Raw genomic sequence first — 26,164 nt, forward strand, 5'->3', positions numbered from 1 at the left:
GCCAGGCTGTCAAGATATGGCCATGGTCACACACGCGGTCGTTGACGCGGCTCGGTATACCGTCGACACGTGGGTGGCGTTCGTATTCCTGGGGGTGGCAGCCCTAGCAGTTGGCGGCTACACGTGGTGGCAGCGCGACATCTGGGCCGCAACTGTGCGCCAGGACTTTGAACGAAAGGGAATGTCGTGGCTGTGCGCCTCTCGGCTCACGCCCGATGGTCGCTTCAGAAAGATCGCCAGATTCTATGGAATCGCGTGGAGCGCAGTTGGCGCCCTGCTGATTCTTGCGGGATTCGTGGTTCTTGCGGTCGAGTCGTGGCTAGCGTGATGGGGCGTTTTCGGTGGCACCACCATCCTCCGTCCTCTCGCGCGTCACGAATCACGGAGTTTCTGGCCCCTGACGGGTCAGTGACGCCCCAGTGTCGGGGACGTGCCGCCAAAGTTCCGTGATTTGTCACACGCGTGATGTGTGACGCCGCGCGGGGGCCGGGCCGCGCTCCTACAATTCCGGAGTCTGGCGAGAGGGAGCCCCCCCGCACCTCGCCGCACGACCTCTAAACGCTCGGGTTCGACCGGTCTTCCACGAGCTTCCCCCCGTTGAACGTCACGCCGACCTCGCGGTAGTAGGCCGCGATCTTCTCGTGCACGGGCAGGATCGACGCGAGCTCGTCCCAGGGGGAGTCGTGCAGCTCGAGCTCGAAGTCGCCCACCCAGGTCTCGCCGATCTCGGCGTCGGTCGTGCTCATGGTGATGAGCTGGTCGAGGCTGTTGCCGGCGCCGGGGGTGATGGAGGGCATCCACCGCGAATGCAGCATGGGGTGGCCGTTCACGAAGCCGTTCGATTCCGACGGCTCACGCAGCGTCACGACGAGCGAGGCGAGGCGGTGATCGTACGCCGCGAGCGAGGCCCCAAGGCGCGCGCCGGGCGTGAGGCGGGGGGATGCTTTGCCGACGTTGAACACCCGCGTGACGGCCATCGAGCCGAGCTTTTTCGGGTACCCCTGAAACCAGCCGCGCCCGATCGCGAAGTCTTTCGTCACCCAGATGGCGACGCAGCGCGTGTAGGTGACGCCGTCTTTCTTGCAGCGCACAACGGCGAAGGTCTCGAGGTACTGCGACCGCACGGGGTCGAGAAGCTCGGCGCCGCCGGTCGAGCACGACTGCCAGTCGGCCCAGATGAGCGCCACTGCTCCCGGGTCGTCGTCAGCGAGCTCGAGGCCCTCGGGCAGCAGCGCGGCGACGTTGGCCGGGTCGGTGCGGTACTCGGCGGTGAGCAGCGTGCCCGAGTAGTACCAGGGCATGTCGGGCACGATCGCGCTCTTGCCGGTGGGCGTCTGGGGCGCGAGGAATCCATTGAGCGAGGCCATGCGGCCCAGGCTACCGAATCATTCGTAAACAAACGATAGGCAATTCCGGATGCCCTCCCGGACGCCGCTCGTGTACGCAAACTCGCCGGGCAGACGGGCGGTTCTGCTTGACGCGCGCCCGCGCGTGCACCACTATGGCGCCAGGTCGTTTTGATACGAACGATCCACCCCAACTCAAAGAGGAGTTATGGATTCATGACTGACACCCCCCAATCGACTCTCAAGTCGGGCAAGCTCGGCGTTCTCGGCATCGTCTTCTTCGTTGTCGCCGCCTCAGCGCCCCTCATCGGCATGACCGGTGCAGTGCCCGTCGCCATGGTGCTCGGCAACGGCGCGGCCGTTCCCGGTGCCTACCTCGCTGTCGGCCTCACCCTGCTGCTCTTCACGGTCGGCTATGCGGCGATGAGCCGCACCATGACCAACTCGGGCGCCTTCTTCGCCTACGTCGGCAAGGGCCTCGGCGTCAACGCCGGTGTGGCGAGCGCCTTCACGGCGCTGACTGCCTACATCACCATTCAGCTCGCGATCTACGGCTTCTTCGGCGCCGTCGTCGGCGGCACCTTCGCGAGCTTCGGCTTCGACCTGCCGTGGTACGTCTGGTCGCTGCTGGCGTGGCTGATCGTCAGCGGGCTCTCCCTGCTGAGCGTCGACATCGGCGCCAAGGTGCTCGGTGTGCTGCTGACGCTTGAGGTGCTGATTCTGCTCATCGTCGGCTTCGCCATCTTTGTCGTCGGCGGCCCCGAGGGTGTTGACTTCGGTGCCTCGTTCAGCCCGACAGAGATCTTCGCGGGCGGCTTCACCGGCACCGCGGGCATCGCCCTGGCCTTCGCCTTCGCGAGCTTCATCGGCTTCGAGGCCACGGCCATCTACGGCGAAGAGTCGCGCGACCCCAAGCGCACGGTGCCGATCGCGACCTACGCGGCTATCGGCGTCATCACACTGCTCTTCGCGATCGTCTCGTTCGCCATGGTCACCGGCCTCGGCCGCACGACCCTCATCGACGAGGTTCTCGGTCGCTCCGACGGGCTCGCGGCACCGGAGGGCGTGCTCTTCAGCCTCGCCGACCAATATGCGGGCGGCTGGGCCGTCGTCATCATGACGGTGCTCATCATCACGAGCCTGTTCGCCGGTCTGCTCGCGTTCCAGAACGCGGCGGCGCGCTACTTCTTCGCTCTCGGGCGCGGTGGGGTGCTGCCGGCCCGCATCGGCACGACCAACAAGGCCGGTGCCCCGCAGAACGGCGTGATCATCGTCTCGGCGATCGCCGCGCTCGTGATCATCATCTTCGCGCTCGTCGGCTTCGACCCGGTCGGCAACCTGTTCTTCTGGATGAGCTCGATCACGGTCATCGCGATCGTCATCGTCGAGATTCTCGTGAGCATCGCGGTGATCGTGTACTTCCGCAAGAACGGCGGCGGAAACATCTGGACGACGACGATCGCTCCGGCCCTGTCGGCGATCATTCTCGCGCTGGGCCTGTACCTGCTGATGTCGCGGTTCAATCTGCTCGCGGGCACGGTGCCCGAGGGCGTCGACCCGTCGCTGCCCGAGAGCGCGTGGCTGCTCGACCCGCTCGGCTGGTTCTTGGTGCTGCTGCCGTTCATCGCGCTCGCGGTGGGCTTCATCGTGGCACTCATCAACAAGAAAGAGAACGAGCAGCTGGTGAAAGACTTCGCGTCCTAACCTGATGCTGTACCGGGCGGTCGCCGATCCGGCCGCCCGGTACACCCGCTACGCAAGGAGAACCGCATGCGCGCCGACGACTTCGACCTCGACGTGATTGACGAGACGGATGCTCGCCACGAGCAGCTCGTCGCCGCACTCGATCGCGCCGACCTCGAGCAGTCGATCGCCCGTCTGCCGCACGACCTGCAGGCCGCCGCGACCGGCGTGCTTGTGCAGGGCCGCACCTACAGCGACGTGAGTCAAGAGCTGGGCATCCGTCAGCCCGAACTCGTGCGCGCTATCCACCGCGCTCGCGCCATCATCGTGCGCCGCCACGCCGGGCCGCCCGAGGGCGACGCCGCGTGACCATCGCGATCGGGGTCACGACGTACCTCGAGCCCGTCGTCATGGGTTTGTGGAACCGACCCGGCAGCATGCTGCCCCGCGTCTACAGCGATTGCGTCATCAACGCGGGCGCTGCCGTCATGACGCTGCCGCCTCAGCCGCCGACCGCTGACGTCGTCGCGCGCGTGCTCGACGGCATCGATGGCCTCATGTTGACGGGCGGCAAAGACGTCGACGCCACGCTCTACGGCCAAGAACCGCACCCCGAGAACGATGACCCGCGGCCCGACCGCGACGCGTGGGAGATCGCCCTCGTGCGCGCGGCCATCGAGCGCGACCTGCCCGTGCTCGGCATCTGCCGAGGCCTGCAGGTGCTCAACGTCGCCCTCGGCGGCACCCTCATCCAGCACCTGCCTGACGTCATCGGCTCTAACCGCTACAGCTACGGCAACGCCGAGTTCGCCGACAACCCGGTGATCACGGTGCCCGGCACGCACGCCGCCTCGATTCTGGGCGAGGGCTTGACCGTGAAGAGCTACCACCACCAGGCGCTCGACCGCGTGGCCGCAGGCCTGACGGTCAGTGCGCACGGCGACGACGGCATCGTGCAGGCCGTCGACATCGACGCGATGACCTTCGGTATCGCGGTGCAGTGGCACCCCGAAGAGACTCCCGACGACCTCAGGCTTTTCTCCGCGCTCGTCGCCGCGGCCTCACGTCACTGACGATTGCTCGGGCGCCGACCGCATCTGTCGTGACATATCTGTCCCCCTAGGGTGACAGCTCGTCGCAATGCGTCATTGGCGTATCAGTGCGCGTTGAGCGGGGAATTGAGATGTGGGCAAATGGTGCTGAGGGCACACCTGTGCCTGCCGTAGACACGCGTAAAGGACACCCGATGCACAAACTCACCCTCGTTCGACGAGGAGCCGCGGCGCTGATCGCTGCCGCCATCCTCGTCACCACTGCCGCCCCCGCCATGGCGTCGGTCAACACCCGCGACGAGAGCGACGCGATGCGGTACGGCGCTAGTGCTCCCCTTGGCTCCGTGATCTCTGAGCTTTCCGGTCAGGACGACGACACGCACACGATCGCGGCGCCGTGGCCCCTGAACTTCTTCGGCGACAAGTTCGACGGAATCTGCATCACGACGAACGGCGGCGTCTACCCGGTGGCAACCAGCACGTCCACCTGCTCAGACGCGTACGACCTGGATCTCGAGAACCTTGCCATCGACTCAGAGGCCCCGATGATCGCCGTACTCGCGGCTGACATCAACCTCTCGAGGTGCGACTCTGCCCGCGCAACGCAGCGCTCGGGCGCAGGTGATGGATTCGGTCGTCCGTGCGAGATGTACCTCGACACAGCCGCCACCATTGACGGCCGCGAAGCGGTGGTGGTGACCTGGTACCGCGTCTCGAACCACGAAGACCAGAACGACCCACTGCTCGAGAACACGTTCCAGTTGGCTCTCATCAAGCTGCCCACGACCGATGGGGCCACGAACGGTTTTGACTTCGACCTCGAGTTCAACTACGGCACCGTCACCGACTTCGACGACGGCTACTCGGCTGCCGACCCCACCGGGGGCTGCATCCCGTTGCCCGAGGGCAATCCGGACTGCCGTTGGGGCATCGGCATCGCGAGCTACGACTCGGGCGTCGTGTCCACGAACCCTCCGGCAGAGACCGAGGAGCCGGCCACCGAGCCGGAGCCTGAGGCGACCGAGCCCGCCACGCCAGAGGCATCTACCACCGACTCGTCAATGACGCAGGCTGCCGTCACCGAGGCCTCGACGTTCGAGGCCGCCGCGAGTGCAGTCGGCTATGAGTTCTTCGCACCGACCGAGGTTCTCAACATGATGGATGAAGGCGCCACGCCGCTCATTGCTAACAGCCTCGGCACCGACGTGCTCGGCCGCTACACCTGCGGAATGGTCAATGGCGCGGCCGTAGGTTGCGACCCTGTGTCGATGCAGGCTCCTGGCGCCGAGCTTGCCGAGACCGGAGCCGATGAGAGCACCATCGCACTCGTCGCTGCGGCGATGGTGCTTGCGCTCGCCGTCATGGTGACGGGCGCCACGATGGTGCGTCGCCCCGCTCGACGCGTCGCGTCGAACGTCTAACGCACGATCCACAACGCTCCGGGTTCGCTGACGCGAACCCGGAGCGTTGGTCGTCTCAGGGCAGAGCGGCTCTAGTACCCCGAGGCAGGGGAGCGCGGCGTGCCCCTCTCGAGTAGCTCGTCGACCTCATCGAGCCCGACGGCGGGCTGCTGCTCGACCGCGAGCGGGTTCGTGAGGTCGCCGCTCACGCGATCGAGCAGGGCGTGCAGCATCTCGACCGCGTCGTCGACGATCTCGGTCGAGCGCCGCTCGGTGCCGTGCAGCAGCCAGCGGGCGAGCTCGAGCTCGGCGGCGAGCACCGCGCGTCGGCCGACTTGACGGTCGTGGATTCCGCGAGCCTGGTGATACGCGTCGAAGCCCGTCTCGGGCACCGACGGGTCGCTCGAGCCGAGCATCCAGAACAGATCGCGGGCGGGGTCGCCGACCTGCAGTCTGGCCCACCCCAGCAGCCCCGTGACCGACTCGCCCACGACGAGGAACGAGGCGGCGCTCAGCGACCCGTTGATGACGGTGGGGGTGAATTGCCAGAGGGTCGAGTCTTCGACCGCGAGCTCCCAGCGGCGCAGCAGCGCAGCGGGCACGAGGCCGGTCGCGGCCGCACGGTCGAGGGTCGTGACGGCCTCGCGCATGACGTCGATCGCCCGCAGCTGGGGCAGGCCCACGTCGGCGACGACGCTCGTCGGCAGGCCGTGGATCGCGGCGATCGCCTGGCCGATCGACGCGGCGGTGCCGGGTGTGACGCGGTCAAGTGTCAGGGGAGTGCCGTCGACGAACTCCGACACGATCGCCCGCGTGCCGTCGAGGGGCGCCTGGCCGAGCAGCCGTGGTACCCCGAACGGCAGGCGCGCCCGCACGCCATCGCTCAGCGCGCGAATGGCCACCAGATCAGCCGACTGCTCGCTCTCGGCCGCGGCCGTGCGCGGCACGCGAATCGTTAGCGTGCGGCCGTCGCGCGTGCTCAGCAGCGCCGAGTCGACCTCGCCGCCCGTGCCGCCCAAGGCTGCTGCGTGAACTACGTCGAGACCCGGAACGGCCGAGGTGGCGAGCGCGGCTAGGGTTAACGGTGAGCGGCGTGACATACCGACAGGGTAGGTTGCCCCGTGCCGGGCGAGCAGGTTCGCCACACCTCGCGCGGGTGCTGAAGCGCTGTCACCGCCGGGTTGCGCCGCCATGGTTCTGAGTTGCTGAGAGGTCGTCGATGCATCGTTCGCTCACCGCTCGGCTGCCGCTCTCGCGCTACCGCATCGATCGCGACCACCTCAGTCGCGAGCGCCCGCACTTGTTCGACGAGCTCGCCGCTGATGCGCAGACGCGCGTCATCGCGCTCTGGCGAGGCGAAGTACTGCTGGCGAGCCCCGCGACGTCGGCGACGGATGCGGCCGCAGGCCCCGCCCTGCGGTTCTTGCCGTACTCGCCCCTGCCTGCCGACGCCCTGCGCATCTACCTCGGACGCACTCTCGACGACGAGCCCGACCTCGCAGCGGGCACTGCCGTGGTCGCTGTCGTGCTCGACGACGACGCGGGCCCCGCGCTCGAGCCCGACGTGGCGCTGTGGGGCTCGCCGCGCACGCTCGGGCACCGGCTTGGCGACCGCGACGCGGGGCTCGTGATCGAAGCCCTTGGCATCGCCAACTGGCACGCGACGCATGGCTTCTCGCCGCGCACCGGTAACCCGACCGAGTCGGCCAAGGGCGGCTGGGTGCGCATCGACTCGGGCGACGGCACCGAGCTCTACCCGCGCACCGACGCCGCGATCATCGTGGGCATCACCGACGGCGACGACCGGCTCGTGCTCGGCAGCAATGCTCTGTGGGAGACGAACCGCTTCTCGCTGCTCGCCGGCTTCGTCGAGCCGGGGGAGTCGCTCGAAGCCGCCGTCGTGCGTGAGGTCTACGAAGAGACCGGGCTGCGCATCATCGACCCCGTCTACGTCGGCTCGCAGCCGTGGCCGTTTCCAGCCTCGCTCATGCTCGGCTTTCGCGCGACGCTCGACCCCGAGCACAGCGACGAGCTGCGCCCCGACGGCACCGAAATTCTCGACCTGCGCTGGTTCAGCCGCGACGAACTCGCAGCGAGCCTGGGCGACGTGCTGCTGCCCGGGCGCACGTCGATCGCGCGGGCCATCATCGAAGACTGGTACGGCGGCTCGCTCGAGGCCCCGTGATGAGCGAGTCGGTGGTGCAGCGCGACGGCAGCGCGGGCGGGGGCGACTCGGCGAGTGGTCCTGACCGGCTTTTGGCGGCGCTCGACGAGCGGCAGCGCGAGGTCGCCGAGACACTGCTCGGCCCCGTCTGCGTGCTCGCTGGCGCCGGCACGGGCAAGACTCGCGCCATCACCCACCGCATCGCCTACGGCGTGGCGACGGGCGCCTACGACCCGTCGCGCGTCATGGCGCTCACCTTCACGACTCGGGCAGCGGGCGAGTTGCTCGGGCGCCTGCGCGCGCTCGGCGCAGAGGGCGTGGCCGCGCGCACGTTCCACTCGGCGGCGCTGCGGCAGCTGCACTACTTCTGGCCGATCGTTGCTGGAGGCACCCCGCCGCGCATTCTCGACGGCAAGGGCCCCCTGCTCGGGCAGGCGGCCGGTGCGCTCAAGCTCAACCTCGATACCGCCTCGCTGCGCGACACCGCGGCCGAGATCGAGTGGCGCAAGGTCAACAAGCTCTCGATTGACGACTACGCGCGCGCCGCGCAAACTCGCGTGCTGCCCTCGCGCCTGACCGTCGACTCGATGGTCGCCCTGCAGCAGCTCTATGAGCAGATCAAAGACGAGCGGCGGCAGATCGACTTCGAAGACGTGCTGCTCGCCACGGCGGGCATGATCGAGGCCGAGCCGCGCGTCGCCGACCAGGTGCGGTCGCAGTATCGGTTCTTCGTCGTCGACGAGTATCAAGACGTCTCGCCGCTGCAGCATGACCTGCTGTCGCTCTGGCTCGGCGGTCGGCGCGAGTTGTGCGTCGTCGGCGACGCCTCGCAGACCATCTACTCGTTCGCCGGCGCGACGAGCGACTACCTCGTGCGCTTCGGCAGCGAATACCCCGATGCCCGCGTCGTGCGGCTCGAAGAGAATTATCGCTCGACGACCCAGATCGTGACCCTCGCCAACCGGCTCATGCGCGGGCGGCCCGGCGCCCTTACTCTGCACGCCGCGGGCGATGGCAGTGATCGGGGGGCGACGCCCTCGGTCACGCGGCACGTCGACGATGCCGCCGAAGCCGCATCCATCGCCCAGTCGATCGCCCGCCGCATCGACGACGGCACCCCGCCCGAATCGATCGCCGTTCTCTACCGCATCAACACGCAGTCGATCGCGCTCGAGTCGGCGCTCAGCCGCTTCGGCGTGCCCGTGCAGTCGCGCGCCGACAGCCGCTACTTCGACCAGGTCGAAGTCAAGCAGGCCATCATGCTGCTGCGCGGCGCCTCGATCTCGATCGGCGACGAGCCGCTCTTCAAGAGTGTGAGCGACGTCATTCGCGGGCTCGGCTGGCGGCAAGACCCGCCCGAGGGCGGTGGCGCCGAACGTGCCGCTTGGGAGAACCTGAACGCGCTGCTGACCCTCGCCGAAGAGGCTCCGGCAGGCACGACGCTCGCCGACTTCGTGCGCGAGCTGCAGCGCCGGCAGCAGCAGCAGCACGCCCCGACTCGCTCGGCGGTGACGCTCGCGACGCTGCACGCCGCCAAGGGCCTCGAGTGGGATGTGGTCTACATCGCCGGACTCAGCGAGGGCCTCGTGCCGATCACCTTCGCGCAGGGGCTCGAGGCCGTCGATGAAGAGCGGCGGCTGTTCTACGTGGGCATCACGCGTGCGCGGCGAGTGCTCGAGCTCTCGTGGGCGCAGCGGCAGACGTCGGCGCGCGCCGAGCGGGCTCCGAGCCGTTTTCTCGACGAAGTGCGGGCTCCGGCCGCGGGCTGAGCCCGCGGCAACCGCACAGCTCGCTCGGCAACCAGACCTGCTCGCTGCGCTCGCCGGTGTCGACGTCGAGTCGCACGGCCCACCCGTCAGCTGCGCGAAGCAGCAAGCGACGCGTCTCGATCGCGGCCTCGGTCGCGCGAGCGAGGGTCTCGGTCGGCGCCGTGCGACCCCAGAGCTGAGCGGCCACGGCCGACCACGCGTCATCGCGGGCAGCCCGCTGGCGCTCGATGCAGGTGAGGCACGCGGTCACTCCCGGCACGACGAGCGGGCCGACCGTCAGCGCCACCTCGCCGAACACGATGGGCAGGTGCGCGATGTCGCGGCGCAGCCATCGCTGATGCTCGATCGGGTTGACGACGTGGCTGCTCACGAGCACCGCGGCGGCGGGGCGCCGACCGCCGACGCGCGTGATCGAAGCGCCGACGGCCACCGGATGCCCCGCCTCACCGAGCACTCCCGCGACCCGTGCTGCCGAATCCCCGTGGCCCACGATGGCGAGCGGCGCTCTCGACGCGGCGCGCACCCGCTCGCCCCCACGCTCGAGTGCCGGATCGACCGCTCGCAGCACCTCGTCGACACGGCTCGGGGGCACGCCGGCCTGAGCCGCGAGGGTGCTCAGGCCTGCGCGCGAGATGCCCGCAGTGAGGGCGTCGATGAGGCGAGCATCCCCCTCGGTCACCTCGTCGAGAACTGCGAGGCGTGGGTCGACACCAAGCTGCAGGCAGCGCGGCGAGCGCCAGACGATCGGGCGGCGAGAGTCGAGTCGAAGAATCATGCCGCACATGATGCGGTGACATGGCCGCGCGCGGGCGCGGCCTCCACAGCCGCCGATCAGGCGGTGGGCTCGCTCGGGCCGTTCGGCTCGTCGGGGGCCTCTCCGGGCGCGCCCTCGATGGGGCGCGAGGCGCCGTCGTCGCTCAGCAGGTCGCTCAGCGCCTGGTCGAGCGCGTCGGGCTCGGCAGTGCCCGCCCCCTGCAGCCCCGCGATGACACGGCTCGGGTCGTCGATGTCGTCGGCAGTGGGCAGCAGGTCGGGGTGGGCCCACAGGGCGTCGCGCTGCTCGGCGCCGACCGCCGCCTCGACGGCCTGCCAGAACGCAGCGGCTTCGCGCAGGCGTCGTGGGCGCAGCTCGAGGCCGACGAGGGTCGAGAAGGCGCTCTCGGCCGGCCCGCCCGATGCGCGGCGACGGCGCACGGTCTCGGCGATCGCGTCGGCGCGCGGCAGGCGGCTCGTGGCACTCGCAGTCACGACTTCGACCCAGCCTTCGATGAGCGCCAGCGTGGTTTCGAGACGCGCGAGGGCGGCGATCTGTGACTCTGACTTCGGAGGGATGAGCGCGCCGCTCGTGAGCGCCTCGCGCAGACTCTCGGGGTTGGCTGGGTCGAACTCGGCCGCGAGCGACTCGATTCGGTCGGTGTCGATGCGAATGCCGCGGGCGTAGTCGGTGATCGCGCTGATGAGGTGCAGTCGCAGCCAGCGCGCGTGCCGGAAGAGCCGGGCGTGCGCCAATTCGCGCACGGCCAGATAGAGCTGCACCTGATCGGCAGGAATGTCGAGACCAGCGCCGAACACGGCGAGGTTCTGCGGCAGCAGGGCGGCCTGAACGTCGTGGTCGTCGCGCCCCGGCAGCAGCGGAATGCCGATGTCGCCACCTGACACCACTTCGGCCGAGAGCTGCCCGACCACGTGGCCGAGCTGCAGCGAGAACAGAGTGCCGCCGAGCGAGCGCATCATTTGCGCGGCGTTGCCCATCATGCCCTTGAGTTCTTCGGGCATCTGCTCATCGAGTACTGACGTGAGCGAGTCGGCGATCGAGGTGGCGACCGGCTCGGCGAGCTGCGTCCAGACCGGCATCGTCAATCGCGCCCAGTCGGCGCGGGTGATGAGCGTCGGCTCGGAGGTGAGCTGCGTGATCGACGTCGCCTCGTCGAGCCAGAGCGCGGCCACATTGAGCGCCTGACGCAGCTGCTCGAGGTCGTCGTTGCTCGACCGCATCGAGCCCTCAGCGGCGATGCGGCCTGCTTCATCGCGAGCGAGCTGCCAGTCGATGCCGTCGGCGTTCGCGCTCATTGCTTTTTGCAGCTGGCTCATGAGGCGCGCAACCATGAGCGGGTCGGTGGGCAGGCCAGCCGCGCCCGCGAGCTTCGAGGGGTCGATCTCACCCTCGCCCGCCAAGAACTTGGCGATCATCTCGCGAAACTCTTCTTCGGCGCCGCCAAGCGAATCGTCAGCCATGATGCCTACGCTAGTGGCCGCGCCTCGGTGGCCGGTGGGATTTCGCCTAGGCTGACCCGGCATGACTGCGCCGTGGGCGAACATCCCGCCTCGGCCAACTCGAGAGGAGCCCGGTGAGCCTGTTCACCGATGAGCGCAATGCCGTCGACGACGCTCGGCTGCGCGGTCGCCGGGTCGGTTGGCTGCTGCTGGCGCTCACACTGTTCGGCGTGTTCGGCCTGGCCGTGCTGCCTTCGCCCTACGTCATCGAGCGACCGGGCCCCGTCATCGACACCCTCGGCACAGTGACGATCGACGGCGAAGAGGTGCCGCTCATTCAGATTCCGACCGAGCCCACCTACGAGACTCCGGGCTCGCTGAGCCTGACGACCGTCAACGTCTTCGGCAACCGCGACCAGGCGCCTTCGTGGTTCGAGGTCATGCGCGCGTGGCTCGACCCGACGCAGTCAGTGGTGCCGGTCGACGCCGTCTTTCCTGAGGGCGTCAGCACCGAAGACCGTCGTGAGCAGAGCCGCATCGACATGGAAAACTCGCAGCAAGAGGCCATCGCGGCGGCCCTGCGCTCGATCGGCGAACCGTACGAAAGCCAACTGCTGATCGTGCAGACCCTCGAGGGCAGCCCTGTCGAATCACTCGTCGAGGCCGACGACCTGATTCTCACGGTGAACGGCGAGCCGGTTCGGGATGTCACGGCACTGCGTGCCGCGATCGCCGACAACGGCACTGACCGCCCTGTCGACCTCGGCATCCAGCGTTCGGGGTCGGATCTCGAGGTGCAGGTCACGCCCGTGCTCAGCGAGAACGAGCCGCGCGTGCCCGTCATCGGTGTACTCGTCGCCGGGCAGTACGTCTTTCCGTTCGAGGTCGAGATCGAACTCGAGAACATCGGCGGGCCCAGCGCGGGTCTCATGTTCGCACTCGGCATCATCGACACTCTGACGCGCGAGTCGCTCGCGGGCGGCGAAGAAGTCGCGGGCACCGGCACGATCTCGGCAGACGGCTCGGTCGGTCCGATCGGCGGCATCGTGCAGAAGATGCACGGCGCGGTGGCAGCCGGCGCCGACTGGTTTTTGGCTCCGGCCGACAATTGCGACGACGTGGTCGGCAATGTGCCCGCCGACCTACAGGTCTTCTCGGTCGGCACCCTCGACGAGGCGATTGGGGTTCTGCAGACCATCGCCGATGACGGTGATCTGAGCGAGCTCGCCCGCTGCGAGTCGTAGCGCACGCTTGCGGCGAACGCAGGGGGTCGAGCAGGGCGCCTGCCAGGTTGCTCCCACTAGTCTTGAGTCGATCGCCCTCCAGACCCTGGGAGTACCTCTGTGACGACCACCGCACCCCCCGCCAACCGGTCACGCGCGACGCTCGCGATCTCTGCTGCCGTTCTCGGCGTGATCGTCGTGCTGTTCTTCGTGTTCGCGAACGTCTACACCGACATCCTCTGGTTCGACCAGCTGGGCTTCCTCAACGTGCTCACGACACAGTGGATCGCCACGGGCGCCATGTTCCTCATCGGCTTCGTGGCCATGTTCCTTCCGGTCTGGGCGAGCCTGCAGATCGCGTACCGCTGGCGCCCGGTCTACGCGAAGCTCAACTCGCAGCTCGACCGCTACCAAGAGGTTGTCGAACCGTTGCGCCGTGTGGCGATGCTCGGCATTCCTGCCGTGCTCGGCCTCTTCGCCGGTGTCACGGCGGCGGGCCAGTGGCAGATGGTGCTGCAGTGGCTCAACCGCACGCCGTTCGGCCAGGTCGACCCGCAGTTCGGGCTCGACATCTCGTTCTTCATCTACGAACTGCCGGTCATCCGCGGGGTCATCGCCTTCGCCTCAGCAGTCGTGCTGCTGTCGGCGCTCGCCGCGGTCGCGACGAGCTACCTCTACGGCGCGATCCGCGTCAACGGCCGTGAGATTCGCATCTCGCGCACCGCGCGCATCCAGCTCGCCCTCACTGCCGCCGTCTACATCGCCCTGCAGGGTGTGAGCATCTGGTTCGACCAGTACGCCACGGTGATTCAGCCGAGCGACGGCTTCCTCGCGATCGGTGCAGGCTTCACCGAGGCCAACGCGACGATCCCGAGCCGCGGCATTCTTGCCGGTATCGCCCTGCTCGTGGCCGTGCTCTTCGTCGTCACGGCCGTCATCGGCCGCTGGCGCCTGCCCATCGTCGGCACCGCCCTGCTCATCATCAGCGGGCTGCTCATCGGCAGCGTCTACCCGTGGATCGTGCAGCGCTTCCAGGTCGAGCCGAACGCCCGTGAGTTCGAGGCGCAGTACATCGAGCGCAACATCGAGGCCACCCGAGACGCCTACGGGGTGTCGGGGCTCGAAGAGATCTCGTACGACGCGACCACCGACGCCGAGGCCGGGGCGCTGCGTGAAGACGCCGAGACCACGGCGAACATCCGCATTATCGATCCTGCTCTCGTCAGCACCGCATTCGCGCAGCTCGAGCAGTTCCGCCAGTACTACCAGTTCCCCGACTTCCTCGACGTTGACCGCTACGAGATCGACGGCCGCACGCAAGACACGGTCATCTCGCTGCGTGAGCTGAACCCTGACGGCCAGACCTCGCAGAACTGGGTCAACAACACCATCGTGTTCACGCACGGCTACGGCGTCGTCGCGGCCTACGGTAACCAGCGCACCGACGACGGGCGGCCGCAGTTCCTCGAGAGCGGCATTCCGACCGACGGGCAGTTGACGAACGAGCTCGGCGAGTACGAGCCCCGCGTCTACTTCGGCGAGTTCTCGCCGCTGTACTCGATCGTCGGTGGCGGCGACAACCTCGAGCTCGACTTCCCCTCCGAGGGCAATGACGACCAAGACGGCAACGCGACCTACACCTTCACGGGTGAGGGCGGCCCGGCGCTCGACAACGTGTTCAAGCGACTGCTGTACGCGATCAAGTTCCAGTCGGAGCAGATCTTCCTGTCGGAGGCGGTCACCGACGAGTCGCAGATTCTCTACGACCGCAACCCGCTCGAGCGCGTGCAGAAGGCGGCGCCCTACCTGACGCTCGACAACGACCCCTACCCGGCGATCGTCGACGGGCGCATCGTCTGGATCGTCGACGGCTACACCACGAGCGCGAGCTACCCGTACTCCACGACCGTCGCACTGAGCGAGGCCATCGCTGACACCTACACGCCGGCGCCCGCCTTCCCGCTTGACCAGATCAACTACATCCGCAACTCGGTCAAGGCCACTGTCGACGCCTACGACGGCTCGGTCACGCTGTACGCGTGGGATACCGAAGATCCGATTCTGCAGACCTGGCAGAAGGTGTTCCCGAACACGCTGGAGTCGGCCGAAGGCATGAGCGAGCAGCTGCTGTCGCACGTGCGCTACCCGGCCGACCTGTTCAAGGTGCAGCGCAACATTCTCGGCGCGTACCACGTGACCGACCCCGGCTCGTTCTTCTCGACCGACGACGAGTGGCGCACACCGAACGACCCGACCTCATCGGCAGCGGCCCCGACCCTGCAGCCGCCGTACTACCTCACCATGCAGGTGCCGGGTGCGGGCGAGCCGGGCTTCACGCTCTACTCGACGTTCATTCCCCGCACGGCGAGCGACAACGAGCGCAACGTGCTCACCGGCTATCTGGCGGCCAACGCCGACCCGGGGCCCGACTACGGCAAGCTCACGCTGCTGACTCTGCCCTCGCAGACGATTCCCGGCCCCGGCCTCGTGCAGAACCAGTTCAGTTCTGACCCCGAGGTGGCGAACCAGCTCGCGCTGCTCGAGCGCGGCGAGACCGAGGTGCTGCGCGGCAACCTGCTGACGCTGCCGATCGGCGGCGGGTTCCTCTACGTGCAGCCGGTCTACGTGCAGTCGACGGGTGAGACGAGCTTCCCGCTGCTGCGCAAGATTCTCGTGGCGTTCGGTGACTCGATTGCGTTCGAAGACACCCTCGACGAGGCGCTCGACGCCCTCTTCGGCGGAGACTCGGGCGCCGAGGCCGGTGACGGCGATGTCGACCCGAGCCTGCCGGAGGCTCCGACCGACCCGACAGACCCGACTGACCCGACCGAGCCCGGTGTTGAGATTTCGGCCGAGCTCGCGCAGGCACTGCGCGACGCGCGCGACGCTCTGCTCGACCGCGAGGCCGCCTACGCCGCGAACGATCTGGTGGCGGCAGCCGAGGCCGACGAGCGCCTGCAAGAGGCCCTCGAGCGGGCGCTGGCTCTGAGCGACTAGCCGCAGCATGGCGCACGACGAGCTTCCCGAGTGGGCCCGGGTCAACCGGGCCCGCTGGGACGAACTCGTCGACGTGCACCTCGCGAGCGAGATGTACGACCTTGTCGACCTTCGCTCGGGTGGCGGAAAGCTCGTCGCGATCGACGAGGTCGAGCTGCCCCGCGTCGCCCCCGAGGGCTGGCAGGGCCTGCGCGTGCTGCACCTTCAGTGCCACTTCGGCGCCGACTCGCTCGTGTTCGCGCAGCGCGGGGCCGACGTGGTGGGCCTCGACTTCTCGATGCCCGCGGTGAAGCAGGCCCGCGCGCTCGCCGATGAGCTCGGGCTCGGCGAGCGAGCGCGCTTTGTCTGCGCCAACCTCTACGACGCCCGCCACGCTCTGCCCGAGCCCGAAAGCTTCGACGTGGTCTACACGTCGTGGGGCACGATCGGCTGGCTGCCCGACATCGTTGAGTGGGCACGCATCATCGCGTGGTTTCTCAAGCCGGGCGGGCGGCTGTACTTCGCCGACGGGCACCCGGCCGCTTTCGTGTTCGACGAACCCCTGCCCAATGCGCCAGCTGCGCTGCTCGACGACGGACCGGCACTGTTTCCTCCAGCCCGCTACGGCTACTTCGACGAGACGCCTCTCGATATCGACGAAGACGGCGACTACGCCGATCCGGATGCCCGGGTCGCGAACTCGCGCACGATCGAGTTCATGCATCCACTGGGGTCGACGGTCACCGCGCTCATCGACGCCGGCCTGTCGATCGACTTTCTGCACGAGCACGACGCGGTGCCCTGGCAGATGTTCTCGGTGCTCGAGCGCCGCGGCGATGGGCTCTGGGCGTGGCCCCGCACAGCATGGCTGCCTCTCGGTATGAGCCTCGCGGCCACGCGCCGCTGACGACCCAATTCAGCGCACGCAGACAGCTCGGTCTGTCCCCTATTCGGGAGTGACCCTGACGGGGGCTGACCGCAGAAACCGCTTACACCTATCGTCGAGGGCGAAGGGGGGCTTGGAAGGAAGCCTCGTGTCGGCACTAGTCGCCGCTGCACTGCACATCGCACGACCGGCAATGTCTGCCTGGGCTGCGTGGAAAGAAGACGAGCTCTCGGCGATGCCGCGCCCGCACGGGTTGCCGCGCGCTGTCGCCGACGGCCCCACCGCCGATCGCATTCTGCTGATCGGTTCCGGTCCCGCGGCGGGCTGGGGCGTCGCCTCCCACGACCTCGCCCTTCCCGGTGCTCTGGCCCGCGCGCTGCGCTCCCGCACGGGTCGCGGCGCCATCGTCGACCTCATCGTCGATCCGGCGATGACGGCTGCTGGGCTCGCGGCTGTGCTCGGGGGTGCGCGTCTCGACCGCTACGACGCGGTCGTCACCACGGTGGGCACGAACGACGCGATTCGTTTCACGACTCCCGTCGAATGGCGTCGCCGCATCGGCCGTGCCCTCGACACCTGGAACCTGCGGGTCAGCCCGGGTGCGCTACTGCTCATGGTGGGCATTCAGCCGATCCGCTCGATCTCGACCTTCGACGGCCTCGCGGGCAGGTTCGCCGACAGCCTCGCGAATCAGCTCAACGAGGTCACCGACGAGCTTGTCGCACCGCTCGACACCGTGCGCACGACGCTGCTGCCCGCGCTCGGGCCTGAGTCACTCACGTCGCTCGGCCGCCGAACGCCCGACGATTACGCCATCTGGGCCGGCGAGATCGCGGCTGAGCTCGTGCCGCACCTCAACGACGTCGTGCGATACGGCGGTCGCCCGCGCATCACCGCCGAGCGCATGACATCAGGCATCGAAGACGGCGAGCAGTTCGTCTCGATGCTCGCCGAAGACTCGGCGCGTCTCGAGCACATCGTCACGATGGCGGCGGCCGGTCTGCACGCCCCCTCGGCGCTCGTCACCGTGCTCGGCCCTAACACGCAGTGGCACGTCGCGCGCTACGGTATCGACCTCGAATCGCTACCGATCGAGCAGTCGTTCTGCGCCGTCGCGGTGCGTAACGACGACGGAATGGTGGTACCCGACGCGACCCACGATCCTCGGTTCTCGGCCAACCCGCTCGTGAAGAGCAACGCCGTGCGCTACTACGCGGGCATTCCCATCGAAGACCCGCACGGCCGCCGTGTCGGCGCGTTGTGCGTGGTCGACAACGCCCCGCGCAACCTCACGACCGAGGCCGAGCTCAGCCTGCTGCGCGGCCTCGCCGAGCGCGTTCAGCAGATCATCTGGACGTCGATGCAGCGGCAGACGGATGCTGGCCACGAGCCTCTCGACGACCGACGCCGCCCAGCACCGGCGGCCGCCGTGCGGTTGCTGCCACGCCCGCTGGCGGCGGTTGCGACGGCCGGCTGATTCGACCGGGGCCGTTCGAGCCTGCTATCCTGAAGCCACGCCGCGGGGTGGAGCAGTTCGGTAGCTCGCTGGGCTCATAACCCAGAGGTCGTAGGTTCAAATCCTGCCCCCGCAACCAATGTGATGTCTCAAGACATCTGCAACGGCCGAACCTATTTTTGGGTTCGGCCGTTGGCCTTTTCTAGGGGCTGATAGTTCCGTTCGAGGTCGATCACGAGCTCGCGGATCACTTCTCCTGTGGTGGCGTTGATGACGGTGACGTTGAGGTCTTGGGCGAGGATCAGCACGCGGGTGCCGACGTGCGGTCGGCCCAGGCTGATGTGTCGCATGCCGCTGTGTACGCGTAAGCAAACGGTGCCGTTCTTGTCGACGCGGTCATGTCGGATGCGGTCGTGCGAGTCAGCTACCCGGTGCTGTGCTCCTCGGGGTGTCGCCTTCGGTAGTGCCCGGTAGCGGGCTGCTGGGGTTGAGTGGTGCGGGAGCGATCGGTGAGGGCGGTGCTGGTTGTAGTAGCTGACGAACTCATCGAGTTGCTCTTGCAGCTGCTGCAGCGTTTCGGCTGGCGGTTGAGCTCGAAGCCATTTCTTCAGCGTCTGCTGAAACCGCTCGACTTTGCCTTGCGTTTGCGGGTGCGAGGGGGAGCCGTTGCGCTGCTCGATGCCGCGACTGTGGAGTTCTGCTTCGAAAGCGTTGCGGCCTCCCTGGCGCCCCCAGCCGGCCAGGCGGACGGTGAAGACCATGCCGTTATCGGTCAAGGTTGCCTGCGGAGGGCCGTGCTCGGTGATCGCGGCCCGGAAGGCAGCCAGCACGTGGGGTGTGGTCACGCGAGTGTGGGCGGTGACTGAGATGGCCAGTCGTGTGCAGTCGTCGAGGAAGGTGAGGATCTCCGTGCCGGTGCCGTCGGCGAGAGAAAAGTGGGTGAAGTCGGATTGCCAGCACTCGTTGGGCAGGTCGGCTTGGAAGCGAATGTAGGAGGACTTCGGTCGTTTCTTTGGTTCGGGAGTCACGAGACCTTCGCGGCTGAGGATGCGCGCGATGGTGGCCCGGGAAACGGTGATGCCGTGGTGGTGCTGAAGGTGCCAGGCGATCGTCGCGGGGCCGTGATCCAGGCCTCGAGTTTGTAGGTTCGCTCGTAGGTTCACGATCACCTCGACCGTGGCGGCAGGGGTGGCGTTGGGAGAGGTCTTCGGCCGTCGCGATCGTTGTTCGAGTCCGGCCTCGCCCTCTCGGCGCCAGCGGGCCATGATGCGGCTGACGCGGCTCGGAGACAAGCCGTAGGTGCGGGCTGCTTGGGCTTGAGTGAGGCCTTGGACGGTGATCGCGGTGACGATGAGGTGGGCTCGAGACACTCGCGAGCCTGCCGCAGAAGAGTGTTGCCTATGTCGTGAGACATCCGTTGCTTAAGTCATGAGACTCAACACTGCCCCCGCAACCAAGTGCTGAAGGCCCGGTCATTGTGACCGGGCCTTTTTCGTGCCCTCGGCTCAGGCGTCAGCCCTCGAATTCTGGTGCGCATTCGGTATGCGAAGCCTGGGCGTGTCGCGAGTTTGCCGAGGTGACGCGCACTCGACAGCATTGACATCGCCGGGTTCAGAGACCCGCTCTGGTGTGCGATCGCCCCCCTTCAGGTTTGTGAGAGCACGCCGCTCGGCACGGTCGATGCCCCGAGCCATTCGGGTTGGCTCCGGGCATCGACCACTCTCGCCGGATACGTGTGCGAGCAGAGTGCGCGGGCGTATTCGTCGAACGAATAGTTTTCACCCACCACCGCGGCCCGGCGCCCGCGGGCGATTTACGCTCGTGTGGTGAGCGGTTTACGGGTCGTCGTGGTCGACGATCACGGGCTCACCCTGTCGGCGGTCTCCGACTCGCTGCGCGTCAACGGTCTCGTCGTCGAGGCCCGTGCCGCAACCGCTCGCGACGCCGTCGACGCGGTCGTGAGACATCAGCCCGATGCACTGGTGATCGACCTTGATCTGGGGCCAGGGCCCACAGGAATGCATATCGCCGTCAGCCTGCGCAAGCGGTTTCCTCAACTGGGCGTCGTGATCCTCTCGGGGTACGCTGACCCGCGGTTGCTGTCGGCGACCCTGCCGCCTGCGCCCCGGGGTTCGGTCTACCTCGTCAAGCAGCAGGTTGCCGATGTCGCGTCGGTAGTGACCGCGGTGCGCGACGCCGTTGAGCGCGCGTGGGCCGGAACGGCGGCGAGTGTGCCCGCCGTCGAGCTGTCTCGCTCGCAAGTCGACGTGCTCGGCCTGATCGCCCAAGGGTATTCGAACGGCGCAATCGCTGATCGACTGCACATCACCGAAGATTCGGTGGCCAAGAGTGTCAATCGCATCGCCAAGCGACTCGACATCACCAAGTCGCCCGACACCAACATCCGCGGAGCACTCACGAGCCGCTATTTCGCGCTGGTGGGCAACCGCCGACCCTCGTGAGCGCGCGGGAGCAACCCCGAGGCCCATACTCGCGATCGGGCGCTCAGTGGATGCTGTCGCCCCTCAGCGTCGTCGCCTCGGCCCCGCTGTGGATCACCGGGCTCGTGGTCAATGAACCAGCGGCCTTCCGCGGCCCGACCGCCTTGGCGCAGACATTCGCGATCGCAACGCTCGGATACCTCGCCATGGCCTTGATCATGCTGACTGCCGATCGCCTGCCCGTCGTGCGTCGATTGACGGGGCTGCGAGCATCCATCATCGTCATCGTCGTCATCGCTGTGGCGACCGAAGCTCGACTAGCGATCGTGCTCGTCGGATTCGAGCTCAATGGGCTGCCCGACGACGTTCCGCTGGCCGTACGGGCGATCAGTTCAGCCCTTCTGGGGGTGGCCGCATTCGGCTACGCCGGTGTCGCCCACTCTGCCTGGGCGTCATACCGATTAGAGCGCGACCGGCTCGTGCTGTCTTTGCTGCGGGCCACCCATCGGGCAGAGGGGCACGAAGCGGCCGTCGCCGCGATGTCATCGATGCTGCGAGAGACGATCCGCAGTCGACTCGCCGAGGCTCGGCCCGCGATCTCATACAAGCTCGAGGCGCTGAAGCAGGCTCTGCTCTCGGGCGAAGACGGTCGGCCAGAACTCGAGCGGCTCACCTCTGTCACCGATGCCCGATGGCGAGCCATCAGTGCTGAAGCCTGGAAGCGATTCACCCCTGAACTCAACCAAGTTGGCTTTCGTGAGTTCGCGTGGGCGTACTCTCTCACGCGACCCTTCTCTCTGACCTCCATGCTCCTCGGAGCAGGAGCACTCACCTTCTTCGTCTTCGCGCGCACTCAAGCGCTGAGTCAGGGCGCGGCCTCCCTCGCCGTCTGGCTGGTAGGTACGGTCGTCGTGGCGGTCATCGCCAACTCTCTGGTGACGAGGGCACCACGGGCGGCACTCAACACCGTGATCGCGGCGTTCGCTGTCCTCGCGAGCTACCCTCTCTGGCTCGTGCTGCTAGGCGTTGTGCGTGCTGACGACGCCGAGCTGATCATCCGCATCGGCGTGATCAATCTGCATGTCTTGGCCGTCATGGTTCTGGCCGGCGCGTCTCCGGCGATCGCCCTCAACCGCGACGCCGTGCTGTCGTCTCTGCGTCGCCGACGCGACCGTACCTCGGTGCAGCAGCTGCAGCTGGAGTCGCGGCTGCTGGGAACCGCCCACGAGCTGGCAGCCACTCTGCACGGCGCGTCTCGCACGGCTTTCATGGCCGAGGCGCTTCGGCTCGAAGCAGCCCTAGACCGCGGTGATCGGGCCGCCGCAATCGCGCTCGTCGAAGAAGTGCGCGCAACCATTTTCGACGCAGAGCGCTCGATCGATGCGCGCCCTCGCCCCATCGCGGTCTCGGATATCGAGGAGGTCATCGACGGGTGGCGCAGCCTCTGCACCATCGACGTGCTGGGCAGCTGGCACCACGTGCCCGCGGCGCTGCTGCCCGCTGTGCACACTGTTGTGGTCGAGGGAATCTCAGACGCGATGCGGCACGGCGACTGCTCGCATCTGCAGATCGAGGTGCGCAGTGCGGCGGCGGGGATCGACCTGAGTCTGACGAACGACGGCGAGCCTATCGACCCGCACGCTCCGGCGGGCCTGGGTACAGCACTGCTCGACCAACTGGCACCGGGCCGCTGGAGCCGCGAGGTCGATCGCATGGGTCTCACCCGGCTCGCTGTCGCGCTGCGCTGACGCATTCGGCGAGAAGGCGACGAACGATGAAGGGCCCGTCTGCATCAGACGGGCCCCTCGAGGTGGTGGCCGCTAGCGGATGCTCGCTTCGCGCGTGCGGCGGGTGACGAGCAAGACGGCGCCGAGCAGCATGGCGACGAGCGCACCAATGCTGATCGCGCCCGCGAAGTCGCCCGCGCCGGTCTCAGCGAGTTCGGCTGCCGTGGTGCAGTCGATCGGGCCTATCCAGTTGCTGTGGCCACCGCCCGGGTAGTCGTGCACGATGAAGCTCTTGCCGCAGAACTCTGCCCACTCCGCTTCGGCTGCTGCCTTGTCATCGGCGCCGGTGCCGTCGCGCTCGGGGTCGTAGCCGAGCAGGAACTGTGTGGTGTCACCGTTGCGAACCTGGATGATCGGGCCGTAGCACTCACCGTTCGCGCCCTCGGCCGCGTTGTCATCCGGGTAGATGGTCCGATCGGGGCAGGCCCACAGATCGAAGTCTTGACCGACAAGCGAGCCGGCCACCTTCGCGGCGACGGTCACAGTCTCGCCGAGCCTGGGCGTGCCCGTCAGGGTCATCGACTGCGGCACGAAGACCCCAAACTGGATAAACGCGATGTCGAGGTAAGGACCCGTCACATACAGATCGGCACAAGCGGTTGACGCGTCGGCGGGCTCAACGCTGCCTTGCGGCTCCACGAACAGCGGCTCCTCTGAGACCGGCTCGAAAACCTCGACGTAGTACGCGATCGAGGCCTCAGGAGTGAGGTCGATCGACGGGAACAGTGTGCTGATTGCGGTTCCCCCCGTCCACGTTGTCGCGGCGGGTGCCGATGACATGAACAGCGGGTCATCGTCTTCGCTGGAGAAGACCCCCCAGCATCCCGTGAAGGTGAAGTCGCCGGTTGAGGCTCCGTTCACCAGCAGGCTGAGATTAGCTCCGCTCGGGTAGGCGTCTGAATCCGGCGTGGTACCGTCGGTCACCCCGATCGCAGGGGCTGGCTCGGAGTGGGCAGGGGTGGCGACGAGCGCCGACCCCAGCAGGGCCACGGCAGCGATGCCGGTGGCGGCGATGATCCGCGGGGTGCGAGTCATGAGTAGGTGAACCTCCTAGAAGCGATGCCGCGCCGAGTGCGACGCGCGCTTCTAGCCTGACTCGCCCGCTCGCGGCGGTCGCGCCAGAACCTGTCACCCTAGGGGGTCAATTGCTCAGCATCCGGGCCCGAAGCCCCCGGTGTCAGCTCGCGATCGCCGGAATGATCGCGCCTGAGAAGACCTGCCAGGCGAGGGCCGTCTTGGCCACGAGGCTCAGCGTGATGTAGCTGCGCTCGCCCTGCAGGTAGCTCTTCCACTTGCCGACCTGCTTGTACTGCAGCCACTGGTTGATGGCGAAGGTGTTGAAGAATACGAAGAGTGAGATGACGATGCCGACGACGAAGGCCGGGGGCGCGACTTCGCTCTCGCTGCCGGGGCGCAAGAAGTAGATGAGCACCAAGATCCAGGGCACGATGCCGACCATCGAGCCGAAGATGAAGGGCAGCAGCCCACCCGAGCCTGGCTGCTCGTACTTCTCCTGCAGCGCGCCGAAGAGGATCATGGCAGCGTTCACGGCGAAGATCGCGAACAGGGCGCCGATGTCGGTCACACCGTTGATGGCGAGAATGAGCCAGATCATGATCGACGAGCTGAGCGAGTACTCGGTCCAGCGGAAGTAGTTGCGATTCTGCAGCAGCCCGTTCTTGTAGCGGCCGAAGAACCACGGGCTCGAGATGAGGAAGTGGAAGAAGGCGCTGAGCGCGAGGAAGGCTACGACGCCGATGCCGATGTTGACCTCGAAGAGTGTCACGCGCTCGGGCGGCAGCGGCGCTCCGGGAGGGCCTGCGAGGTAGTCGGCCGTGACGGCGAAGAGCACCTGAGTGCTGAGCATCGTCAACACGATGGCGAAGCCAATGGCCTGAGCGAGATGCAGGCTGCCCGCGACGATGTTGTAGATGCGCAGCCGGTCGATCTGTTGCTCGGGGGTGTAGACCTTCTTCGCCATGCAAGCACTCCTTCGTGAGACGCCGATTGTCAGCGGTCGTCTTGACGCTAGCACTCGGTCGACACCGATGAACATGGTTCACGTGTAAGTCGACGGCGGGCGTCGAGGGCGTGTGGATACCCTCGACCCGTGCAGGGCATCCCGATCCTCGTCCGAAGGCCCGCCCTCGTCTCGTCGGCGCTCGCGCCCGTCTTCTTCATCGGCGGCACGATCGTCGCCGAACTGCTGTCGCCGGGGTTCGATCCGGTTCTGCAGACCATCAGCGAGCTTGCGGCAGTGGATGCTCCCACGCAGCTCTTCATGACCTTCATGTTCGTGCTGACCGGGGTCTGCCACCTCGTGACCGCGATCTACGCCCCCGGTCTCTGGCTGCCGGGCCGCACCGCACTCGGGCTTGCGGGCGTCGCCCGCACGGCGATGTGAGTCAGTCGCGCGGCGGCTGAGCCCCGAGCCACTGCACGGCCGCGGCGCCGGCCGCGACTCCGCTCTCTACAGCGGTGCGAAGGTCGGCGCGGTTCTCGGCAAGGTCTGCGCACAGCGCGCCCACGAAGGCGTCGCCGGCTCCGGTGGTGTCGACGACGGTGACGCGCGGCGCGGGCAGGTGACCGCTCGCGCCCGGCGCCGCGTAGACGGCGCCGTCACCGCCGAGGGTGATGACGACGCTGCGGCAGCGGTCGAGCAACGCCTGCGCGGCGGCCGTGGCCTCGTCGACCGAGCCGACCGGCAGACCGGCGAGGTCGTGTGCCTCGGATTCGTTGACGACGAGGGGGTCGCAGAGCGCGAGAAGAGCATCCGGAATCTCTCGACTCGGCGACAGATTCAGCACCGTGCGTCCGCCCAGTTCATCGATGATCGCGGCCGCTTCGGCCACGACCGGCAGCGGAATCTCGAGCTGCGCGAGCAGCACCGTGCCGGGCCCGGCGACAGCGCGAATCGCCGCTTCGACCTCGTGCGAGTTCACCCGCGCATTGGCGCCCGCCGCCACCACGATCGTGTTCTCGCCGTCGCGCGACACCGTGATGAGCGCGATGCCCGTCGGTGCGTCGTCGACGACCGCGACGCTCGAGACGTCGACGCCGCCCGAGCCGAGCGCGTCGAGCATCTGCCGACCGTTGCCGTCGTCGCCGACCGCGCCGAGAAACACCGGCATCGCGCCTGATCGGGCCGCCGCGAGAGCCTGGTTGGCGCCCTTGCCGCCCGTGGCGACGACGAGCTCGTCGCCGAGCAGCGTCTCGCCCGGCTGCGGGTGCCGCTCGACGAGCACGGTGTAGTCGGTGTTGGCAGAGCCCAGAACGATGAGCGAGGCGGTCATGGCTCCATCGTGGCAGAGGTGTCGGCCGCGGGGGAGCGCCGCGCTCGCCACGTGCGCCAGGCGCGCCACGCCCCGGTCGACCAGAGCGCCCACGCGACGAGCACCGGTTGGAACAGCAGACGGATGCCCCGCGCCAGATCAGTGTCGAGGCCGAAGCCGTCGCGACCCTCGGTGAACTGCGCGATGTTGCCGGGAAAGATCGCGAGAAAGAACAGGGCAGTCGCCCACCCGACCCAGACCCGCCAGCGGCCCAGCACGAGGAGCGAGAGCCCGAGCGCGATCTCGACGACGCCCGAGGCGACCACCACGAAATCGCCGTCGAGGGGCAGCCACGGCGGCACCTGCGCGAGAAACTCTTCGCGCCCGTAGGTGAGATGCCCGATGCCAGCGAAGAGCAGTGCCGCGCCGAGCAGCCAGCGGGCGATGCGCTGCGGCCAGGTCGAGCCGGGGGAGGGGGCGTCGGAGGTCATGACA

General features: G+C 67.8%; 23 protein-coding genes and 1 tRNA gene. 15 read left to right on the forward strand and 9 right to left on the reverse strand.

Annotated elements, in window-relative coordinates:
* Positions 1–16 precede the first annotated feature (16 nt).
* Positions 17–328: a hypothetical protein gene (locus tag KL788_RS12825; protein ID WP_293172411.1), complete on the forward strand. Its 312-nt coding sequence runs from the start codon at positions 17–19 to the stop codon at positions 326–328.
* Positions 329–554: 226 nt separating this feature from the next.
* Here the strand turns inward: KL788_RS12825 and KL788_RS12830 are convergent, their stop codons facing one another.
* Positions 555–1,367, reverse strand: a complete 813-nt coding sequence (locus tag KL788_RS12830; RefSeq protein ID WP_293172414.1) for an acetoacetate decarboxylase family protein — start codon at positions 1,365–1,367, stop codon at positions 555–557.
* A gap of 195 nt (positions 1,368–1,562) precedes the next feature.
* On the opposite strand from KL788_RS12830, the gene KL788_RS12835 reads away from it, so the two are divergent.
* From KL788_RS12835 to KL788_RS12850, 4 genes are all read left to right on the forward strand, one after another.
* Positions 1,563–3,050: an APC family permease gene (locus tag KL788_RS12835; protein WP_293172417.1), complete on the forward strand. Its 1,488-nt coding sequence runs from the start codon at positions 1,563–1,565 to the stop codon at positions 3,048–3,050.
* Between the two features lie 66 nt (positions 3,051–3,116).
* The gene (locus KL788_RS12840; protein WP_293172420.1) at positions 3,117–3,398 is read left to right on the forward strand and encodes a hypothetical protein; all 282 of its coding nucleotides are present in this window, start codon (positions 3,117–3,119) and stop codon (positions 3,396–3,398) included.
* Complete coding sequence (locus tag KL788_RS12845) at positions 3,395–4,102, forward strand: gamma-glutamyl-gamma-aminobutyrate hydrolase family protein (protein ID WP_293172423.1); 708 nt, start codon at positions 3,395–3,397, stop codon at positions 4,100–4,102. Before KL788_RS12840 ends, KL788_RS12845 begins: the two co-directional genes overlap by 4 nt.
* A gap of 173 nt (positions 4,103–4,275) precedes the next feature.
* Entirely contained in the window at positions 4,276–5,502 is a 1,227-nt protein-coding gene (locus KL788_RS12850) for a nidogen-like domain-containing protein (RefSeq protein ID WP_293172426.1), read from the forward strand.
* A gap of 71 nt (positions 5,503–5,573) precedes the next feature.
* On the opposite strand, the gene KL788_RS12855 is transcribed toward KL788_RS12850, so the two are convergent.
* Positions 5,574–6,581, reverse strand: coding sequence for a phosphotransferase (locus tag KL788_RS12855; RefSeq protein ID WP_293172429.1), 1,008 nt, complete (start codon positions 6,579–6,581; stop codon positions 5,574–5,576).
* 119 nt (positions 6,582–6,700) lie between these two features.
* Here KL788_RS12855 and nudC point away from each other — a divergent pair, with 119 nt between their 5' ends.
* On the forward strand, positions 6,701–7,666 hold the full coding sequence (nudC, locus tag KL788_RS12860; protein ID WP_293172432.1) for an NAD(+) diphosphatase: 966 nt from the start codon (positions 6,701–6,703) through the stop codon (positions 7,664–7,666).
* On the forward strand, positions 7,666–9,414 hold the full coding sequence (locus KL788_RS12865) for an ATP-dependent helicase (protein ID WP_293172435.1): 1,749 nt from the start codon (positions 7,666–7,668) through the stop codon (positions 9,412–9,414). The genes nudC and KL788_RS12865 overlap by 1 nt, the downstream gene beginning before the upstream one ends.
* Here the strand turns inward: KL788_RS12865 and KL788_RS12870 are convergent.
* Together KL788_RS12870 and KL788_RS12875 are read right to left on the reverse strand one after the other, a co-directional pair.
* Complete coding sequence (locus KL788_RS12870) at positions 9,299–10,189, reverse strand: hypothetical protein (RefSeq protein WP_293172438.1); 891 nt, start codon at positions 10,187–10,189, stop codon at positions 9,299–9,301. The two genes, KL788_RS12865 and KL788_RS12870, sit on opposite strands and share 116 nt — an antisense overlap.
* 56 nt (positions 10,190–10,245) lie before the next feature.
* Positions 10,246–11,649 carry a zinc-dependent metalloprotease gene (locus tag KL788_RS12875; RefSeq protein WP_293172441.1) on the reverse strand — a complete coding sequence of 468 codons (1,404 nt, stop codon included), beginning with the start codon at positions 11,647–11,649 and terminating at the stop codon, positions 10,246–10,248.
* A 113-nt stretch (positions 11,650–11,762) separates the two neighbouring features.
* Here KL788_RS12875 and KL788_RS12880 point away from each other — a divergent pair, with 113 nt between their 5' ends.
* From KL788_RS12880 to KL788_RS12900, 5 genes are all read left to right on the forward strand, one after another.
* Positions 11,763–12,872 carry a YlbL family protein gene (locus KL788_RS12880; RefSeq protein WP_293172444.1) on the forward strand — a complete coding sequence of 370 codons (1,110 nt, stop codon included), beginning with the start codon at positions 11,763–11,765 and terminating at the stop codon, positions 12,870–12,872.
* Between the two features lie 99 nt (positions 12,873–12,971).
* The gene (locus tag KL788_RS12885) at positions 12,972–15,848 is read left to right on the forward strand and encodes a UPF0182 family protein (protein ID WP_293172447.1); all 2,877 of its coding nucleotides are present in this window, start codon (positions 12,972–12,974) and stop codon (positions 15,846–15,848) included.
* A 7-nt stretch (positions 15,849–15,855) separates the two neighbouring features.
* Positions 15,856–16,734, forward strand: a complete 879-nt coding sequence (locus KL788_RS12890) for a class I SAM-dependent methyltransferase (protein WP_293172450.1) — start codon at positions 15,856–15,858, stop codon at positions 16,732–16,734.
* Between the two features lie 127 nt (positions 16,735–16,861).
* Positions 16,862–18,190 carry a GAF domain-containing protein gene (locus KL788_RS12895; RefSeq protein WP_293172453.1) on the forward strand — a complete coding sequence of 443 codons (1,329 nt, stop codon included), beginning with the start codon at positions 16,862–16,864 and terminating at the stop codon, positions 18,188–18,190.
* A gap of 41 nt (positions 18,191–18,231) precedes the next feature.
* Positions 18,232–18,308 (forward strand) — tRNA-Met (locus KL788_RS12900).
* Positions 18,309–18,342: 34 nt separating this feature from the next.
* Here KL788_RS12900 and KL788_RS12905 read toward each other — a convergent pair.
* On the reverse strand, positions 18,343–19,539 hold the full coding sequence (locus tag KL788_RS12905; RefSeq protein ID WP_293172456.1) for an IS481 family transposase: 1,197 nt from the start codon (positions 19,537–19,539) through the stop codon (positions 18,343–18,345).
* 456 nt (positions 19,540–19,995) lie between these two features.
* Here KL788_RS12905 and KL788_RS12910 point away from each other — a divergent pair, with 456 nt between their 5' ends.
* Positions 19,996–20,631 (forward strand): response regulator, encoded by a 636-nt coding sequence (locus tag KL788_RS12910; RefSeq protein WP_293172459.1) that lies wholly within the window; start codon positions 19,996–19,998, stop codon positions 20,629–20,631.
* Positions 20,632–20,681: 50 nt separating this feature from the next.
* Positions 20,682–22,358 (forward strand): hypothetical protein, encoded by a 1,677-nt coding sequence (locus KL788_RS12915; RefSeq protein WP_293172462.1) that lies wholly within the window; start codon positions 20,682–20,684, stop codon positions 22,356–22,358.
* A 72-nt stretch (positions 22,359–22,430) separates the two neighbouring features.
* Here the strand turns inward: KL788_RS12915 and KL788_RS12920 are convergent, their stop codons facing one another.
* Positions 22,431–23,432, reverse strand: coding sequence for a hypothetical protein (locus KL788_RS12920; protein WP_293172465.1), 1,002 nt, complete (start codon positions 23,430–23,432; stop codon positions 22,431–22,433).
* Between the two features lie 142 nt (positions 23,433–23,574).
* The gene (gene heR, locus KL788_RS12925) at positions 23,575–24,378 is read right to left on the reverse strand and encodes a heliorhodopsin HeR (protein WP_293172468.1); all 804 of its coding nucleotides are present in this window, start codon (positions 24,376–24,378) and stop codon (positions 23,575–23,577) included.
* 129 nt (positions 24,379–24,507) lie between these two features.
* Between heR and KL788_RS12930 the strand changes: the two genes are divergently transcribed.
* Complete coding sequence (locus KL788_RS12930) at positions 24,508–24,801, forward strand: DUF998 domain-containing protein (protein WP_293172471.1); 294 nt, start codon at positions 24,508–24,510, stop codon at positions 24,799–24,801.
* 1 nt (position 24,802) lies between these two features.
* Here the strand turns inward: KL788_RS12930 and KL788_RS12935 are convergent, their stop codons facing one another.
* A complete protein-coding gene (locus tag KL788_RS12935; RefSeq protein WP_293172474.1) occupies positions 24,803–25,690 on the reverse strand; it encodes a ribokinase in 888 nt (295 codons plus the stop codon).
* Positions 25,687–26,160: a DoxX family protein gene (locus KL788_RS12940; protein WP_293172477.1), complete on the reverse strand. Its 474-nt coding sequence runs from the start codon at positions 26,158–26,160 to the stop codon at positions 25,687–25,689. The genes KL788_RS12935 and KL788_RS12940 overlap by 4 nt, the downstream gene beginning before the upstream one ends.
* Between the last annotated feature and the right edge of the window lie 4 nt (positions 26,161–26,164).

This window comes from Microcella sp. (assembly GCF_019739195.1).
In the GTDB taxonomy this organism is placed as follows: domain Bacteria; phylum Actinomycetota; class Actinomycetes; order Actinomycetales; family Microbacteriaceae; genus Microcella.

Coding starts and splice junctions, on each gene's coding strand:
- KL788_RS12850 (WP_293172426.1), top strand. CDS start 4,276: ATGCACAAACTCACCCTCGTTCGACGAGGAGCCGCGGCGCTGATCGCT.
- KL788_RS12915 (WP_293172462.1), top strand. CDS start 20,682: ATGCTGTCGCCCCTCAGCGTCGTCGCCTCGGCCCCGCTGTGGATCACC.
- KL788_RS12835 (WP_293172417.1), top strand. CDS start 1,563: ATGACTGACACCCCCCAATCGACTCTCAAGTCGGGCAAGCTCGGCGTT.
- KL788_RS12865 (WP_293172435.1), top strand. CDS start 7,666: ATGAGCGAGTCGGTGGTGCAGCGCGACGGCAGCGCGGGCGGGGGCGAC.
- KL788_RS12825 (WP_293172411.1), top strand. CDS start 17: ATGGCCATGGTCACACACGCGGTCGTTGACGCGGCTCGGTATACCGTC.
- KL788_RS12830 (WP_293172414.1), bottom strand. CDS start 1,367: ATGGCCTCGCTCAATGGATTCCTCGCGCCCCAGACGCCCACCGGCAAG.
- KL788_RS12920 (WP_293172465.1), bottom strand. CDS start 23,432: ATGACTCGCACCCCGCGGATCATCGCCGCCACCGGCATCGCTGCCGTG.
- KL788_RS12870 (WP_293172438.1), bottom strand. CDS start 10,189: ATGATTCTTCGACTCGACTCTCGCCGCCCGATCGTCTGGCGCTCGCCG.
- KL788_RS12855 (WP_293172429.1), bottom strand. CDS start 6,581: ATGTCACGCCGCTCACCGTTAACCCTAGCCGCGCTCGCCACCTCGGCC.
- KL788_RS12935 (WP_293172474.1), bottom strand. CDS start 25,690: ATGACCGCCTCGCTCATCGTTCTGGGCTCTGCCAACACCGACTACACC.
- KL788_RS12875 (WP_293172441.1), bottom strand. CDS start 11,649: ATGGCTGACGATTCGCTTGGCGGCGCCGAAGAAGAGTTTCGCGAGATG.
- nudC (WP_293172432.1), top strand. CDS start 6,701: ATGCATCGTTCGCTCACCGCTCGGCTGCCGCTCTCGCGCTACCGCATC.
- KL788_RS12940 (WP_293172477.1), bottom strand. CDS start 26,160: ATGACCTCCGACGCCCCCTCCCCCGGCTCGACCTGGCCGCAGCGCATC.
- heR (WP_293172468.1), bottom strand. CDS start 24,378: ATGGCGAAGAAGGTCTACACCCCCGAGCAACAGATCGACCGGCTGCGC.
- KL788_RS12840 (WP_293172420.1), top strand. CDS start 3,117: ATGCGCGCCGACGACTTCGACCTCGACGTGATTGACGAGACGGATGCT.
- KL788_RS12890 (WP_293172450.1), top strand. CDS start 15,856: ATGGCGCACGACGAGCTTCCCGAGTGGGCCCGGGTCAACCGGGCCCGC.